The sequence below is a fragment of the Halopenitus persicus genome (genome assembly GCF_002355635.1).
GTDB classification, from domain to species: domain Archaea; phylum Halobacteriota; class Halobacteria; order Halobacteriales; family Haloferacaceae; genus Halopenitus; species Halopenitus persicus_A.
Window position 1 is genome coordinate 1,195,962 of sequence record NZ_AP017558.1, and the last position, 14,609, is coordinate 1,210,570.

13 protein-coding genes are annotated in these 14,609 nt (G+C 63.9%); 7 read left to right on the forward strand and 6 right to left on the reverse strand.

Annotated elements, in window-relative coordinates; all coding sequences use genetic code 11:
* Nucleotides 1-26: 26 nt before the first annotated feature.
* Nucleotides 27-1,487, reverse strand: coding sequence for a hypothetical protein (locus CPZ00_RS05745; protein ID WP_096390030.1), 1,461 nt, complete (start codon nucleotides 1,485-1,487; stop codon nucleotides 27-29).
* A 771-nt stretch (nucleotides 1,488-2,258) separates the two neighbouring features.
* Here CPZ00_RS05745 and CPZ00_RS05755 point away from each other — a divergent pair.
* Nucleotides 2,259-2,456, forward strand: coding sequence for a hypothetical protein (locus CPZ00_RS05755; RefSeq protein ID WP_096390032.1), 198 nt, complete (start codon nucleotides 2,259-2,261; stop codon nucleotides 2,454-2,456).
* Between the two features lie 5 nt (nucleotides 2,457-2,461).
* On the opposite strand, the gene CPZ00_RS05760 is transcribed toward CPZ00_RS05755, so the two are convergent.
* Complete coding sequence (locus CPZ00_RS05760) at nucleotides 2,462-3,769, reverse strand: tyrosine-type recombinase/integrase (protein ID WP_199243398.1); 1,308 nt, start codon at nucleotides 3,767-3,769, stop codon at nucleotides 2,462-2,464.
* Nucleotides 3,770-4,418: 649 nt separating this feature from the next.
* On the opposite strand from CPZ00_RS05760, the gene CPZ00_RS05770 reads away from it, so the two are divergent.
* From CPZ00_RS05770 to CPZ00_RS15720, 3 genes are all read left to right on the forward strand, one after another.
* A complete protein-coding gene (locus tag CPZ00_RS05770) occupies nucleotides 4,419-4,763 on the forward strand; it encodes a hypothetical protein (RefSeq protein ID WP_157744195.1) in 345 nt (114 codons plus the stop codon).
* A 90-nt stretch (nucleotides 4,764-4,853) separates the two neighbouring features.
* Nucleotides 4,854-6,110 carry an RNA-guided endonuclease InsQ/TnpB family protein gene (locus CPZ00_RS05775; protein ID WP_096390035.1) on the forward strand — a complete coding sequence of 419 codons (1,257 nt, stop codon included), beginning with the start codon at nucleotides 4,854-4,856 and terminating at the stop codon, nucleotides 6,108-6,110.
* A 19-nt stretch (nucleotides 6,111-6,129) separates the two neighbouring features.
* Nucleotides 6,130-6,663, forward strand: coding sequence for a hypothetical protein (locus tag CPZ00_RS15720; protein ID WP_199243399.1), 534 nt, complete (start codon nucleotides 6,130-6,132; stop codon nucleotides 6,661-6,663).
* 98 nt (nucleotides 6,664-6,761) lie between these two features.
* On the opposite strand, the gene CPZ00_RS05785 is transcribed toward CPZ00_RS15720, so the two are convergent.
* Together CPZ00_RS05785 and CPZ00_RS05790 are read right to left on the reverse strand one after the other, a co-directional pair.
* Nucleotides 6,762-8,603 (reverse strand): cation:proton antiporter domain-containing protein, encoded by a 1,842-nt coding sequence (locus CPZ00_RS05785; protein ID WP_096390036.1) that lies wholly within the window; start codon nucleotides 8,601-8,603, stop codon nucleotides 6,762-6,764.
* A gap of 218 nt (nucleotides 8,604-8,821) precedes the next feature.
* On the reverse strand, nucleotides 8,822-9,169 hold the full coding sequence (locus tag CPZ00_RS05790; RefSeq protein WP_096390037.1) for a hypothetical protein: 348 nt from the start codon (nucleotides 9,167-9,169) through the stop codon (nucleotides 8,822-8,824).
* A 182-nt stretch (nucleotides 9,170-9,351) separates the two neighbouring features.
* Here CPZ00_RS05790 and CPZ00_RS05795 point away from each other — a divergent pair, with 182 nt between their 5' ends.
* The 3 genes from CPZ00_RS05795 (at nucleotide 9,352) to CPZ00_RS05805 (ending at nucleotide 13,074) form a co-directional block, all read left to right on the forward strand.
* Nucleotides 9,352-10,476, forward strand: coding sequence for a tRNA (guanine(26)-N(2))-dimethyltransferase (locus tag CPZ00_RS05795; protein ID WP_096391611.1), 1,125 nt, complete (start codon nucleotides 9,352-9,354; stop codon nucleotides 10,474-10,476).
* A gap of 325 nt (nucleotides 10,477-10,801) precedes the next feature.
* Complete coding sequence (locus tag CPZ00_RS05800; RefSeq protein ID WP_096390038.1) at nucleotides 10,802-12,067, forward strand: YhjD/YihY/BrkB family envelope integrity protein; 1,266 nt, start codon at nucleotides 10,802-10,804, stop codon at nucleotides 12,065-12,067.
* Nucleotides 12,067-13,074 (forward strand): phosphatase PAP2 family protein, encoded by a 1,008-nt coding sequence (locus CPZ00_RS05805; protein WP_096390039.1) that lies wholly within the window; start codon nucleotides 12,067-12,069, stop codon nucleotides 13,072-13,074. The genes CPZ00_RS05800 and CPZ00_RS05805 overlap by 1 nt, the downstream gene beginning before the upstream one ends.
* Here the strand turns inward: CPZ00_RS05805 and CPZ00_RS05810 are convergent.
* The gene (locus tag CPZ00_RS05810; protein ID WP_096390040.1) at nucleotides 13,032-13,907 is read right to left on the reverse strand and encodes an RNA methyltransferase; all 876 of its coding nucleotides are present in this window, start codon (nucleotides 13,905-13,907) and stop codon (nucleotides 13,032-13,034) included. The two genes, CPZ00_RS05805 and CPZ00_RS05810, sit on opposite strands and share 43 nt — an antisense overlap.
* Nucleotides 13,904-14,503, reverse strand: coding sequence for a hypothetical protein (locus tag CPZ00_RS05815; RefSeq protein ID WP_096390041.1), 600 nt, complete (start codon nucleotides 14,501-14,503; stop codon nucleotides 13,904-13,906). The genes CPZ00_RS05810 and CPZ00_RS05815 overlap by 4 nt, the downstream gene beginning before the upstream one ends.
* Nucleotides 14,504-14,609: the final 106 nt, after the last annotated feature.

Below are 14,609 nucleotides of genomic sequence, written 5' to 3' on the forward strand. Positions count from 1 at the left end.
TTCCCTCTGAGCCAAAGCCATTCCGATCAGACCAACGCCACCGGCTTCAATTCGATTGGCCCTTCAGAGCTTAGGACGTTATGCAGTGACGTCTCCTCGTCCCTCTCTTTGAGTTCAAAATCGGGAACCACAATGAAGGCCCGTACCCGACCCTCGCCCCCATACTGGTTGATGAGTTCACCGACGCGATTTACCGTCGATTTGGGGCGCTGTTCGATGTTCGCCAAACGTTTGAGTTCGACCAGGACGAGATTCCCGTCCGTATCTTTTGCCACGAGATCCGGAACGACTGTATCACCCGGCGCATCCGGTTCTGCGTCCACAATCTCTAGCCCTTCCTCTAACTGACCCGGATTTTCGAGAACCGCTTCTCGAAAATCTCTCGCTGTGAGTTCGCGCTGTCGTTGCATTTTGCTCAACAGGCTTGGTTTGGTCTCGGCGATCGCTCTGAGTTCCGTGCTGGACAGTCGAGTGTCACCCTCAGTGAGTTTCCTCGAACCTTGTTTGACAGCCTTCGTCCGGTTGTCGGCAGCGATATCTACTGTTGCGTGTCCAATCACGTCATCTGGGTGCTCTTGCTCAAACGTCCGAACGAGAGCGTCCTCAACCAGCCCTTCTGTCGAGGTACCCAGGACTTCGCTAACGCGAAGATAGAACGCCAGTGCAGACACGACGTCGTCGCGTAGGCCCTGTTCAAAGGTTGATTGCCCAAGATCCATCTGAATCTGGTCATCAAGCTCAGAAAGCTCTGACCAAACACCATTTCTTGATCGTTTGACTGTCTGCACCGAAGCGCTCAGATCATCAACGATCCCCGGCGGGACGGACTCGTTTCGCCGAATTTGATAGTTGATCTCTTCGATAATCTCTTTCAATTCCTCCTTGTCTGAGGACGTTCGCTGATGTAGCTTTTCAAGCTCATCAACCACTTTCTGGATGCGGTTATGGTATTCGGAATCATATTGGCCAGAGTCAACCAGCTGTTCGAGACGATTCTGTGCCTGTTCAAGATTCTCTACCCATTCCCCGTACACATCGATGATCTCAGAGGCACTCTGTTGGAGCGATTCAAGCCCGTTTTTATGTTGCTCATTCAGCTCCTGCTGAGAGTGGTACCACTCACTGGATTGATTGTCTTCCTCGGGCTGGTTGATCTGACGAAAATCATCTGAATACTCTTCCGCTAACATCTCCAACTCGTCCACCTGATTTCGGAGACCCCGTTTGGATCCATATCCGCTGAGAAGTGATCGAACATCGTCAACCGCGTTCTGAAGTTCGTTGAGGTGACTGACGTCTGGGCCGAATACTTGCTTGATGTCTCGGGCTTCCATATGCTCAAAGAGTATCCCGAGATCAATCGTTCCGTTCCGGGTGCGCTCGCGGACCCGTTGTCGATACTGTCGGGTATGCTCGGCGTCTTCGCCTCCCTCCCGTATCTTGTCGCGTTGGCTCTTGGTAAGGAGCGCGTTGGACCGGTCTGTCATGCTACAGAGTCTTGCTGCAGGCCACATAACGCTGGTGCATATAAACCCGTAACAGTTCTAGCCGACACCGAGGTTCGTAACAGAATTAGTTACGAATCTCGTTGGTTATTTATAGCCGGGGTGTGTATTGGGTCGATGTCGCTGCACAATTCAGCGTCCCGCCGAACCGCCAATCACCCAACAGGACCCTCCCCAGCCACCAGCGTTCCATGGGTACTCGAAAACAGGACCGCCAACGCAAACTCGAAAAGTACGTCCAGCAACGTCTCGGCCAGCACCGCAAGGTCCTAGAGGCACTCACTGGACTCGATAACGAGCGCAGCGCTGACGCCGAATTTGCGCTGCAGATTCTTGACAATCCTCACAGCGTTCTGGGTAGCAGTTGCCTCAGCACCCCGACGTCTACCACGTCGAAGGAATCGGAGGAGGCCGTGGAGGTGACCACTGACACCCAGTCAACCGACCGGGTGGTGTACGAAGGTTTATAAGCGAAAACGGGGGCTAACACTGTCGAACCCCCGATTGTGGCCCGAATCGCTCGCCAACCATCCACGAAACCCGAGCTATGACCAGATGACGCTTGAACAAGTACGGACGCGCTGCGCAAAGCAATCGCCGGGAGTTTGCTTGGAGGTGTTTGACCGACAGCTACGCGATCAGGGTGCTATCTCGAATCGAGATAGCTCGCTGACGCTCTGCAGTCCCGTCGGTACAGGCCATGGCTCACCACGGGTCTTCACGGAAACCAACCCAGACCCCCATTCTCACCCGATGTTCGACAACGACATTAACCCCGAGGAGTACGTCAAGGAGAATCGCAAGAAAGTACTCGCCGTCGTCAGAGGCAGTGACGATCCCTTCGCTCGCGCCTGCGCGTGGGCGCTCTTAGATCGATACACCCCAGACAACGAACTGGACGAGTTACACGACGAACTCGATGCAGTCGTGGAACGGAGGGGGAAGCCGTGAGTCAGTCACTCAACGGCGGTCGGCAAGTCGATGTCGAGGCCCTCAGCGACGTCGAGCGCCTCCTCGAAGAAGTCGTCATCGTTCAGCATCATCTGGGTGACGGCCTTTCGTGTGACGACGTCCTCGACGAATTCGCCGTCCTCCTGGAACAGCTGGAGTGCCATGTCTCTGACCGTCGTCTTGGTCTCTTCGAGGTCCTCGAAGGTGTCGTGGTCGAGCGCTTGATTGCACCACATACAGACATCCTTGTCACGGGGCGTCTGTCGACGGCACCGGGGGCAGGTAATCGGCGTGTAGTCCTCCGGGTCCTCCGTTTCGACGTCCTGCCCGTGCATCGATGCGTACTCGCGAGCACGGTCTTCACCATACATCGCGACGTAGTGAGAGATGGCATCGCTTCCGCGCTGGCGTCCCTGTCGGTCCTCGATGAACGACTCGTTCTTGCCGAGCTTGGCGAGCCATGTCGCGTTCGACTTCCGGAAGTTCTTCGGCGTGACGGGCTTCTCGAGGTCGATGCGGTCGGCGGCTCGCTTGAAGTAGCGTTGGAAGGTCGTGTAGCTCATCCGCTCGCCGTTCGACTTCACCCAGAGGTAGGCATCGTCGTCGCCCGGGCACGGATGATGGTCACCGAGCCAGCGGTTCAGGTACGGCAGCGCGAGAATCATCGTCACCGAGCGCTGGCCGGTCTTCCCGTCGACCTCGATTTCGACACCGTAGCTGGTGTCCTTCACGTCGCTGACCTTCATCTCATAGAGTTCGCAGTGCGGTCGGAACCCGCCCTCAAACTGGACGGCAAACAGGGCCTTGTTGCGGGCCGGGTTTGTCCCGTCGTTGATGAGCGGGAGGACGTCCTCTTCCCACTCGAGCATGTCGGCCCGCGATGGCTTCGGATTGTAGTTGCGCGGCGTATTCGCGGACATCCAGTCGATGGATTCCGGCGGATCGCCCTTCGTTCCACGGCGGAGCGCGTGCTTGCCCATGGCGCGGATCGCCAGCCGGTAATCACACTTCGTCCGGGGGTTGTCGTACTCCCGATTGACCCAGCGGACGAGTTCCTCAGCGGCCTCGCGTTCCTCGAGTGCGTCGGTCAAGCCACCGACCTTCTCAGCTACGCGGACGAGGTGCCGGAGGAGTTTCTCGTGCCGATTGTCGCTGTAGTCGTGGAGATCGAACTGATCGGAGACCGTGAGCAGCGTTCCAGCGTCGTCGTCGCTGATCGTGTCTCCCGCATATCGCTCATCGTCGTAGAAGTTGGCCCCGCCGCCGGCTCGAATGCGCTCCTTGAGAACGCGGATGCGTTCGCGCTTCGTCATACGGTTCGGAATGGTTCGTTACAGGATTTAACCATTCGGCTAAAATCCCGGCCTAGGCTTGTTTTGCCGTACACGCCTTGTGTGCACACTTTGGGGCTTCATTGGCTATACTCCTGTTTCCTGTGTCCATCCTGGCCCTCTCGCACTTCCATCCAGAATCCGATACTTCCCAGACCGTACAGCGCCGTCAACCCGATGCCTGCCCAGAGTAACGGTCGGCCGATGCGTAGAATGGGATTTATATATTCACTGGTATTACGTGCGGCACTGTGCGACTACAGATTGAGGAGACCATCGTTGTGCAAGAACAATACGGAGCCACCGCCTTGCTGCCCCTTTGACCGTACTGACAGGAGCACTGTGAACCGCCTCGGAGTCAAGCGGTTCGAGACGCTCCGCGTTTCGTCACCACGGAAAACTCCGATTTCCGAACGACCCCGAGGCACTTGGCCTGCTCAGCCTGTAGAATACGCGATCGAATCCTCCTCATAACGGAGCCGGATGGTTTCGTCTCCCATCACTGATCGTCTCGTATACAGATCGTCTTTGGATTCGTCTGCAGAATCAGTGATCAGCCAGTAAGGCCGTGTTAACTATTCGACACGCTCACGGATAAACACGTATGTGTCGGAGGGAGAACGTCTTGAACGTGGCGAGCATTCTTCTGCGCCGCATGAAGATACTTGGCTCGCTACGGGGCAATCCAAAAACCAAATGCGCGTTGGTGGATTCACTTGACACCTCCCGATCGACGATTGATCGCGCCACGCGTGAACTCGAAACGGCGAGTATGGTGGAGTATGTTGGCGGAAAATTCGCAGTCACCACGTCCGGCGAACTGGTATTGAACGGCTTTTTTGATTTCGTCGAGACGGTTGAAATGGCACAAACAACGCACAAGACGAGCGAGACCTGCACGGGCTGGCTGGCGGATCTTTCAACTAACCGGCAGCGCGGAGTCCCCTTCCTCAAGCGCGAGCAAAGCGAGCCGTAGGGAGGGGAGGGGAGGGGAGGAGAGGGGAGCGCGTTCGTATCGCTGGGTATGTCCGTTGTCTATAAATAGCCGCGATACTACATTGAAACTGTGGCAGACGACTACGTGCGTCGGACGGCAATCACCCGCCTCTCGGTAGACGACGAGCAACGCGATCTGCTCGAAGAGACCATCTCCGAGTGGAAACGGGGCTGTCAAATCGCCACCGACCTCGCGTGGGGGCACTGCAACACCAAGAGCGATGTGCAACCCCTTGCCTACGATCCTGTGCGCGACGAGACCGACCTCGGGAGTCAGCACGCAATTCTGGCCACTCACCAAGCCGCACAAGCCATCACTGGCTGTATCGAACGCCGGGCGAAAGACAAGAAGGTCAGCAAGCCGACGTTCACCGCGCCAACCGTGAAGTACGATACGCGGACGATGACGGTGTTCGATGACGATACCGTGTCCCTCTCTACGACGGAGCGCCGGGTGCGGTGTCCGCTCGACCTTCCCGATGCCGACGATGGCTACCAGCGACAGTACCTTGACTCGGACGAATGGAGTGTTACCGAAAGCACGCTCACCGCCCGAGACGGCGAGTTCTTCTTGCATATCGGTTTCCGCCGGTACAAGAACGATACCGAACGGAACACCGCCGAGGACGGAACGGTTCTCGGGGTTGACCTCGGTATCGAAAACCTCGCCGTCACCAGCACCGCCTACTTCTTCAGCGGGCGGGAGCTAACCCATCGACTCCGTGAGTTCGAGAAGGTACGCGCCGGGTTGCAACAGGCCGGAACACGAAGCGCTCATCGAACGCTCGTACAGTCGAGCGGTCGGGAACTTCGCTACGTCCGCGACGTGCTTCACCGAGCATCGAACGCACTGATAGACGAAGCCCTCCGATACGACTGCGACGTCATCGCGTTCGAGAACCTAACCCACATCCGCGATCGAACCGGTGCGTCGTGGGGTCACAAGTGGGCGTTCCGAACGCTCTACGAACAGGTCGAGTACAAAGCCGAAGCGGTCGGTATCTCGGTGAAGCAAGTCGGGTCGGCGTACACATCGAAGCGGTGTTGTGAGTGTGGATTCACGGCAGACGAGAACCGCCCGTCACGGAACGACTTTCGATGCGTGAAGTGCGGGTCGGAAGCGAACGCGGACTACAACGCGGCGAAGAACATCGGGATACGGTATGTCCGTCGAGGCCAACAGTCGTCTGGGCGGACGGGCGACAGTCAGCTCGCCCTCAAGTCCGGAACGGTGAAGCCGAAAGGCGGATTTACCGCCTACCCCAATGGGTTCGAGGCCGAGTTCACGGACAAGCCCCACCCTCCACGAGCGAACCTCTCAGAGTGAGCGAAGTAGGGTGGGGTAGTTGACACAGTTCAAACCCCTCTGGGGGTTCGGAGTCATCTGGTACGTCGTTTTTCTTCTCATCGGGGTACTCCCTCCGCCGACTTGGCCGGCAGTGGTTTTAGCCACACCGGGGCTCTATTGGGGAATGAGAGGACGCAACGCGTCGTTTGACGGGGAACTCTCCGATATCATACCAATATCTCTCGAACGAGGGAAAGAGGAGGGGGCACGTTCCGGTTCCTCCGCCAGTTCGGGAAGTGTTTTTTCGGGGGTGATCTGGATGTCCGCCCTCTCGGTGTTACTGTTCTGGCTACCGTTCTTCGGTCCGCTGCTCGCTGGCTTCGTCGGCGGGAAGAAAGCGGGGAGTGTCGTCTCGGGGATCGTCGCGGCAGTACTTCCGGCCATCGCTACGGGTGGGCTGCTCTTCTTAGCGGGGACTGCGCTTGAACTTCCAGTCATTGGGGCTATCGTCGGCGGGGCGGCGATGCTCGTCGTGGTTACTCACTCCGGGATACTGTTGGTCGGGGCAGGGGTAGGTGGGCTACTCAGTTGAGACGGTACGCCGTCAAACTCGGTCAAGAGTCGTTTCGCTCGCTCGGGAGGCGTCCGGAACGGTGACGACCGCTGGAGCAGTCATCAGCGATCGAACCATCAGTCGTGCGGGTGGAACCGCTTCATCGCGCGTCGGACCGCGTCCGTGTCGCCGATGAAGGTGACGTGGTCGCCGTACTCCAGGACGGTGTCCGCCGACGGAACGTGATTCTCGCCGTCGCGGCTGACGACCGCGACGAAGGTGCCGTCGGGGATCTGTGCGGTGAGGTCGCGGATCGTCTTGCCGGCGAGGTTCTCCGCGGTCACCTCCACCTCCTGGACGTCGTGGCTATCGCCCAGCTCGTTCATCCAGTGGGTGATCGCCGGCCGTTCGATCTCGTCGTCGATGGCCACCGCCGTCGCCGTCGGCGAGTCGACCCCCGTCACACCGATGCTCTCGAAGGCGTCGACGTTGTCCGGCTCGTTCACCCGCGAGTACACCGATTCCACGCCGAACTTCGTGATCGCGAGCTGGCACGCGAGGAGGTTGACGTCGTCGTCGCGGGTCACCGTGATCACGCGCTTGGCGTCATCGATTCCCGCACTGCGCAGCGTCTCCGTGTCGCTGCCGTCGCCCTCGTGGACGGTGAACCCCTCCGAGCGGGCCTGCTCGATCTCCTCGTCGTCGGCCTCGATGATGATGACGTACTCGCCCCGCCGCTCCAGTCGTGTGGCGAGCGCCCGGCCGACCCGGCCGCCGCCGATGATTATCGTGCGCATAGGTGACACTCCGAGGACGTCGCCGATCTGTCGCGCCAGCCCGGCCTCGATCGCGACCGTGGTAACGATGACGGCGAACACCGTCCCGACCAGGAGCTCGCCCGCCGTCACGTTTCCCGCGAGCTCCAGTTCGATCGCGAACAGCGTGGCCACGCTCGCCGGGATGATCCCGCGCGGTCCCACGCCGGCGATGAACAGCCGCTCGGGCCACGTGAACCGCTCGACGCCGGCCGTGGCGATCAGCGCCCCCAGCGGTCGGAGCACGAGCATGATCACGAGGACGAGTCCGACCGCCCCGAGGCCGAGCTGCAGTATCGCCTCGACGTCGATCAGCGCGGCCAGCGAGATGAACACGAACGAGAGCACGACGAGCGTCGTGTTCTCCGCGAACCGCTCGATCTCCTCCCTGTTGTTGATGTCGAGGTTTCCAAGCAGGATCCCGCTCGTCGCGGCCGCCGCGATGCCCGCTTCGGCGGCGACGGCCTCGGCGGCCGCGAACGCACCCACCGCCGCCGCCAACACGAGGAACTGTGACGCCTGCACGTCGCGCTCGGGAACCAGATCGCTGTCCAACAGGGCGTAGATCACCACCGTCGCGAGCATCCCCGCGAGCACGCCGACGCCGAGTCGCTCGACGAACGAGACGACGGTCGCCGGAACCCCGAGGTCGTCGAGCAGCAGCGTTTCGAAGACCACCACGGCGACGATCGCGGCCGTCACGTCGTTCACGATCCCCTCAGTCTCCAGCGCGGTCGCAACGTGGTCCCTGACGCGGACGACGTTGAGTATCGGCGTGATCACGGTCGGTCCCGTCGCCACGAGCAGTGCCCCGATGAGCAGCGCGATCTCCCAGTTTGCCCCCTCGAAGAACCGGACCGCGGCCGCCGTCCCGAGGAACATGACGAGCGCGCTGACCGTCACCAGCCGGAGCGACACCGTGGACGCGCCCCGGATCCGGTCGATCTGCAGGGCGAACGCGCCCTCGAAGACGATGATCGCAACGCTGAGCCCCACGATGATCTCGAGCCCGTCCCCGAACGTCTCGAGCGTCACGAGCCCCAACACCTCCGGTCCAAGCACGACGCCGATGAGCAAATAAAAGATGACGCTCGGCACCTTCAGGTGGTGAGCGACCAGCTGAACGACGAGTCCCGACACGAGAATCGCCGCGATGACCGGCAACAGACTGGACACGTCTACGATTCATACGTCAGTCGCCCCTCTTAGTAGTACTCCTCGAGAGATTCATCGAACGCCTCGTCGATGATCGTGAGCAGCTCGTGGTTTGCAACGGCCACATCTCGGGCGGAGTGGAGACGAGAGCCCGACGACCATACGTGAGACGAGAGCCCGACGACGGCGACCGAGACCGGAGGGATGACGGCGACCGCGGATGGCGACTAGAGGAACTCCCGAACCTCCGAGTACCACATGTCGTGGTGCTCGACCGCGTCGATCCGCTCTGCGACCTCGACGGCGAGGACGTGCCAACAGCGCTGGTCGGGGTCGTCCTCGTCGAGGTTGTACGTCGAGTCCGCACACGTGCAGCCGCCGTCCTCGATCACGTACTCGTCCTCGTGGCCGACGACGACGGTGAAATCCCGGTAGCGTTTCACCCGCCCCTCGCCGACGGCCTCGATCGCGCGCTTGCCGCGGTCGCCGTGGACGCCGACGATCGCCGCGGTCACGGGACCGGTGAGCTCGCCCGCAGCCGCGAGCGCCGCGTGCCAGTCGTCGGCCGGGTCCATACCCCCGCGTTCAGGAGGCACCGGCAAAACGGCGTCGGTGCACCGGGGGCGGAACGGCAATGCTGGGAGCGGCACGGCAACGCGGGGAGCGGCCCGGCAACGCGGGGAGCGGCCCGGCAAGCGGTCGAAACGACCACGTCCGGAACGGCCGCTTTTTACCGGCCGTCGTCGAACGGGACGGTATGGAACGCGAGGAGGGCGGGATCGTCATCGAGGTCCCGGAGTCACGCAACGGCGCGAGCGAGGGCACCGGCGACGACGTCTTCTTCAACCCGACCCAGGAGCTGAACCGGGACGTCACCGTCGCCGTCCTGCGCGCCTACCGCGACCGGGAGCCGCGGGCGGCATCGTACCTCGACGCGATGGCGGCCTCGGGGATCCGCGGCGTGCGCGCCGCCGCCGAGGGGTACGACGTCACCTGCACCGACACCGACGCCGACGCCGTCGCGCTGGCCCGGTCGAACCTCGAGCGCAACGACCTCGACGGGGAGGTCCGCCAACAGGGGTGTAACGTCGCGATGCACGAGGGGCTGTTCGACGTGGTCGACCTGGACCCGTACGGGACGCCGATCCCCTTCGTGGACGCCGCCTTCGCCAACGCCCGAAACCTGGTGTGCGTCACCGCGACCGACACGGCGCCGCTGTGTGGCGCCCACCAGCGATCGGGGATCCGCAAGTACGGAGCGACCCCGCAGAACACCGAGTACCACCCCGAGATGGGGCTCCGGACGCTGCTGTCCGCGCTCGTGCGGACGGCGGCGCGGTACGACGTGGCCGCGACCCCGATCTGCTCGCACGTCTCCCGGCACTACGTGCGAACCTACCTCGAGCTCGATGGCGGCGCGCAGACCGCGGACGACCGCATCGACGAGCTCGGGTTCGTCTTCCACTGCGAGGACTGCCTCTTCAGGGACCACGAGTACGGCCTGATCCCCTCGGCAGACCGGCCGGATCGGTGTCCGCGATGCGACTCGAACCGGCTGCTCGTCGCCGGCCCGATCTGGCTCGGGGCGGTCGCCGAACCCGACTTCGTCCGGGCGGTCGGGGACGCGATCGACGACGAAATGGGGGAGGCCAAGCGGGCACGGCGGCTCCTGGACCGCGTCGCGACGGAGCTCGACACGCCGACCCACTACGACCAGCACCGGCTCTACAAGCAGTGGGGCGAGCCCGCGATCGGGATGGACGAGTTCGTCGACCGGCTCCGGGCGGCCGGCCACGAGGCGACGCGGGCCCACTACCACGGGACGGCGTTCAAGACGCCGGCGACGATCCCGGAGATCCGCGAGGCGGTTCTCGGGGAGTAACGGGGGAGGCCCCCGTCGTCCCGTATTTTCCGCCGTCCCGTATTTCCGCCGTCTCTGGCCTTCCCATCGTCCCTGTATTTCCGCCGTCTCTGGCCTTCCCATCGTCCCTGTATTTCCGCCGTCTCTGGCCTTCCCATCGTCCCTGTATTTCCGCCGTCTCTGGCCTTCCCATCGTCCCTGTATTTCCGCCGTCTCTGGCCTTCCCATCGTCCCTGTATTTCCGCCGTCTCTGGCCTTCCCATCGTCCCCGTATTTTCGCCGTCTCTGGCCTTCCCATCGTCCCCGGATCCCCCCGTTTTTGTAGGCTACCGCCGAATATATCGGCGTGTACGCCACGGTGTCCACCCACGTCGAGACCACGAGGCGGATCGTCGCCGTCGTCCGCGACCGGGACGTCACGTTCCTGGCGGCCAGCGTCGCGTACTACGCGTTCATCTCCCTGGTCCCCTCGCTGCTGCTGCTGGTCGCGGTCGCCAGCGCGGCCCTCGGCGACGCGTTCGCGACGGTCGTGCTGGCGGAAAGCAGGGCGTTTCTCACCCCGGCCGGTCAGGAGACCGTCGCGAGCGCGATCGCCTCCGCTGAGGGACGGACGGGGGCGACCATCCTCGGCGCGGTGGTGTTGGGCTGGTCGACGCTGAAGGTGTTCCGCGGGCTCGACACTGCGTTCCAGGCGGCCTACGGGATCGAGGAACCATCGACCCTGATCGGCGAGCTCTCGGACGCGGCGGTCGTGGCCGTCGGGATCGGGACGGGGATCGTGTCGATGATCGTCCTCGGAACGCTGATCGCGGGCAGCGAACTCCTCCCGGCAGTCGCGGACGTCCCCGGCGTCGGGATCGTCGGGATGCTCGTGTTGCCCGTCGTGCTCGTGGTCGTCTTCCTTCCGATGTACTACGTGCTTCCGAATTGCCCGATGTCCGTCCGCGAGGCGATCCCGGGAACCCTCCTCGCCGCCGTGGGATGGACGGCCCTCCAGGCGGGCTTTCAGGCGTACGCCGCCACCGCCGGCCAGTACCAGGTCTACGGCGTCCTCGGCGGCATTCTGCTGCTCGTGACGTGGCTCTACCTCGCTTCGATCGTCGTGATCGTCGGCGCGGTGGCCAACGCGGTGATCGCGGACCGGCAACTCCAAGGGGACCCCGGTCGACCGACCGATATGGGCGACCGCGAGGACACCGAGGCGCGCGCCACGAGCGACGACGAGACCCCACAGGGGGCCCCCGACGTCGCCGCGCTCGAGGCCGAGGTCCGTCGGCTTCGAGCCGACCTCGACGAGTTCGAGGACGACGTCGAGCAGCGAACCGTCGACCGACCCCGACTCGAGACCGAGCTGAAGACGTACGTCCGCAAGCGGGTGCGGCGCGGGCACGCTCGGGGCTGGGGCCCGTACCTCGTGTTGCTGTACGGAACCGTCCTGACGCTCGGTGCCTTCCGATACCTCGAGGCCGGCTATGCGATCGCCGCGATGCTGATCCTCGGCCTCTCGACGCTCGGCCTGTACACCCTCTTCGTCCTCGTCGGTGTCGGGCTCAACGTGCTCGAGGCACCGGGGAAGGCGGTCGATTACGTCCGGAACCGCGGCGACGACTGATGACCCGCGGGATCGGGGAGTTCGCGATCGTCGAGGCGCTGCCGGATGCCGTGGTCGTTGCGGGCGCCGCCGTGACCTCGCTCGGCGACACCGCGTTCGTCTTCGTGCTCCTCCTCGCGACCTACTGGTTTCTCCCGGCACGCGCGGCGACGGAACCCCGGCGCACCGCCGCGACGCTGATCGCGACCGTCACCGGCGCGCTCGCGGTGGTCACGCTGTTGAAGGTCGGGATCGGACTGCCGCGACCGCCGGCCGCAGCCGTCCCCGCTGCCGTGCCGGACTGGCTCCCGACGACCCTCGAGTCCTGGTTCGCGGGCGCGACCACGGGCGACGGCTTCGGGTTCCCGAGCGGCCACGCGACGGGCGGGACGGTCACGTATCTGGGACTCGCCGCCGCGCTTGACCGCCTCGGCGCCGCGCGCCGCCGGCTCGCGGTCGGCGCGATCGTGGTCGCGGCGGTTGCGCTCTCGCGCGTCGTGATCGAGGTGCACTACGTGGTCGACGTGGTCGTCGGCGCGGTCCTCGGAACGGCGCTCCTCATCGGAGGCGTGGCGCTGGCTCGAGGGAGTCTCCGTGGAGTCGACCGACTCGGCGGACTGAGCGGTGCGGGCCGCCACCGACTTGCCCGGGAGCGGCGACGGCTCGACCCCACACGCCCGTTCGTCGCGGCGGCCGTCGCCGGCCTCCTCGGGGTCGTGATCGCGGTCGGGGCCGGCGAGCCGGGGAGCATCGTCGACGCGAGCGCGGCGGTGGGAACCGCGCTCGGCGGCGCCGCGGGGTGGCGTCTCTGTGAGGGGGCGGAACCGCCGGTGTGGGCGCCGGTCGGGCTAGTCGCCGCCGCGGTCGCCGGACCGCTCTGGATCATTGCCCTCGCGGACGTCGTCGTGCCGGCCGTCGGCGCCCTGCTCGCGTTCGTGGCGACCGCGATCATCCTCGCGACGCCCCGGCTCTCGGTCCGCGTCGATCACCGGCGCGAGGCGTCCTCGTCGTACAGCGACTCGCCGTAGGTCTCCGCGAGCTCGTCGGCGAACTCCAGCTTGTCGGTGGCCTTCCGGAAGACGCCCAGCAGCGTGTGGACCTCCCGGTCGGTCGGGTGCGCGCGACCCAGCAGGCGGCGGAACAGCGTCGCGCATCTGTCCCGACGATACTCACGGTGGTCGGCGTGCTCGAGGAATCGCTCGAAGTAGTCGTGAAGCCGCTCGATGTCGGCCTCGGCGGCGCGTTCGAGCTCGACGTCGGGGAGCTGGTACTCGTCGACGGTCAGCTCGCGCAGCTCGTACAGGAGGACGGTCGCGGCCTGCCCGAGGTTGAGGACCGGATACTCCCCGTCCGCCGGGATCGAACACACCTCGTCGAGCCGCCTGAGCTCGTCGTTGTCGAGTCCGGTTCCCTCGCGACCGAACACGAGCGCGGTCCGCGTCTCGGCGGTCCGCAGCGACTCCCGCAGCTCCACGGGCGTCGAGTAGGGAAACCGGACGTGGCGCCGGGCGTCCTCGCCGGTGATCGCCGTGCAGCCGACGGTGTGGTAGGTCTCGACGACCTCCTCGAAGGTGACCGTCTCGGCGTTCGGGAGGACGTCCTCCCGGGCGTGACCCGCGAAGCCGTAGGCCTCGCCGTCGGGCTCGAGCTCGGGGGGATCGACGAGCTTGAGCTCGGTGAGCCCGAAGTTCTTCATCGCGCGAGCGATCGTGCCGACGTTTCCGGGCGTCTCCGGCTCCACGACGACCACGACGGGGTCGATCGATCGAGGTCCTGACTCCGGACCGGCCGATCCGGGGATGGACCCGGACTCGGACGCTGGCGACGCGTCGGGATCGACCGGCGGGCCCGTATCAGTCATCGGTCCGCGCTCGGATACTCCGTCGAGAGGTCGACGTCGGCGTCCGAGACCGCCTCCGGCGAGAGGCGTTCGTCGTCAGGGTCGCCGTCAGCCTCGTCCGCGTACGACCCGATGTCGATCCGCCGGCCCTCGAAGTCGGCCTCGAGCCGTTCCTGCACCTCCTGCTGTCCCGGCGGGTTCGGCAGGTCCTCCGGATTCGCCTCGACGTGCTCGAGTCCGCCATATCCGTCCGGCGCACGATGGCCGTCCGCGTACCACTCGTGGAACCGGTCGGCGAACGTGTCCTCGCCTTTGTACTCGCTGCCGCCGCCCTCGCGGAACCAGTAGAGGAAATCCGGCTCGTGGGCGTCACACAGCAGGAGCTCGCCCATCGGTTCGCCGTAGACGATCGTCGCCTTGTTCGCGCGGTACAGCTCCTCCTCGCCGTGCTCGAGGTAGCACGCGTCACACGGTTCCTCGACCAGCTTCGTCAGTCGGACGAGCTGTTGGCGCGGTTCCTCCGGGATCTCCTCGAGCGGTTTGAACTCGCCGTCCGCATCGAAGATCTCGGACTCCTCGAATCGCCATCCGCGAAGCCCGACGCTCACCTTTCCCATACCACGTGTCGGTGGCGCGGGAGTATAAGCGCGTTCCTCCACGGTTCCGACGGGGAATCCACCGTCGAGTGATCCCGGTCTCGCCGCCGGCCGAAGCTTGCCTTTC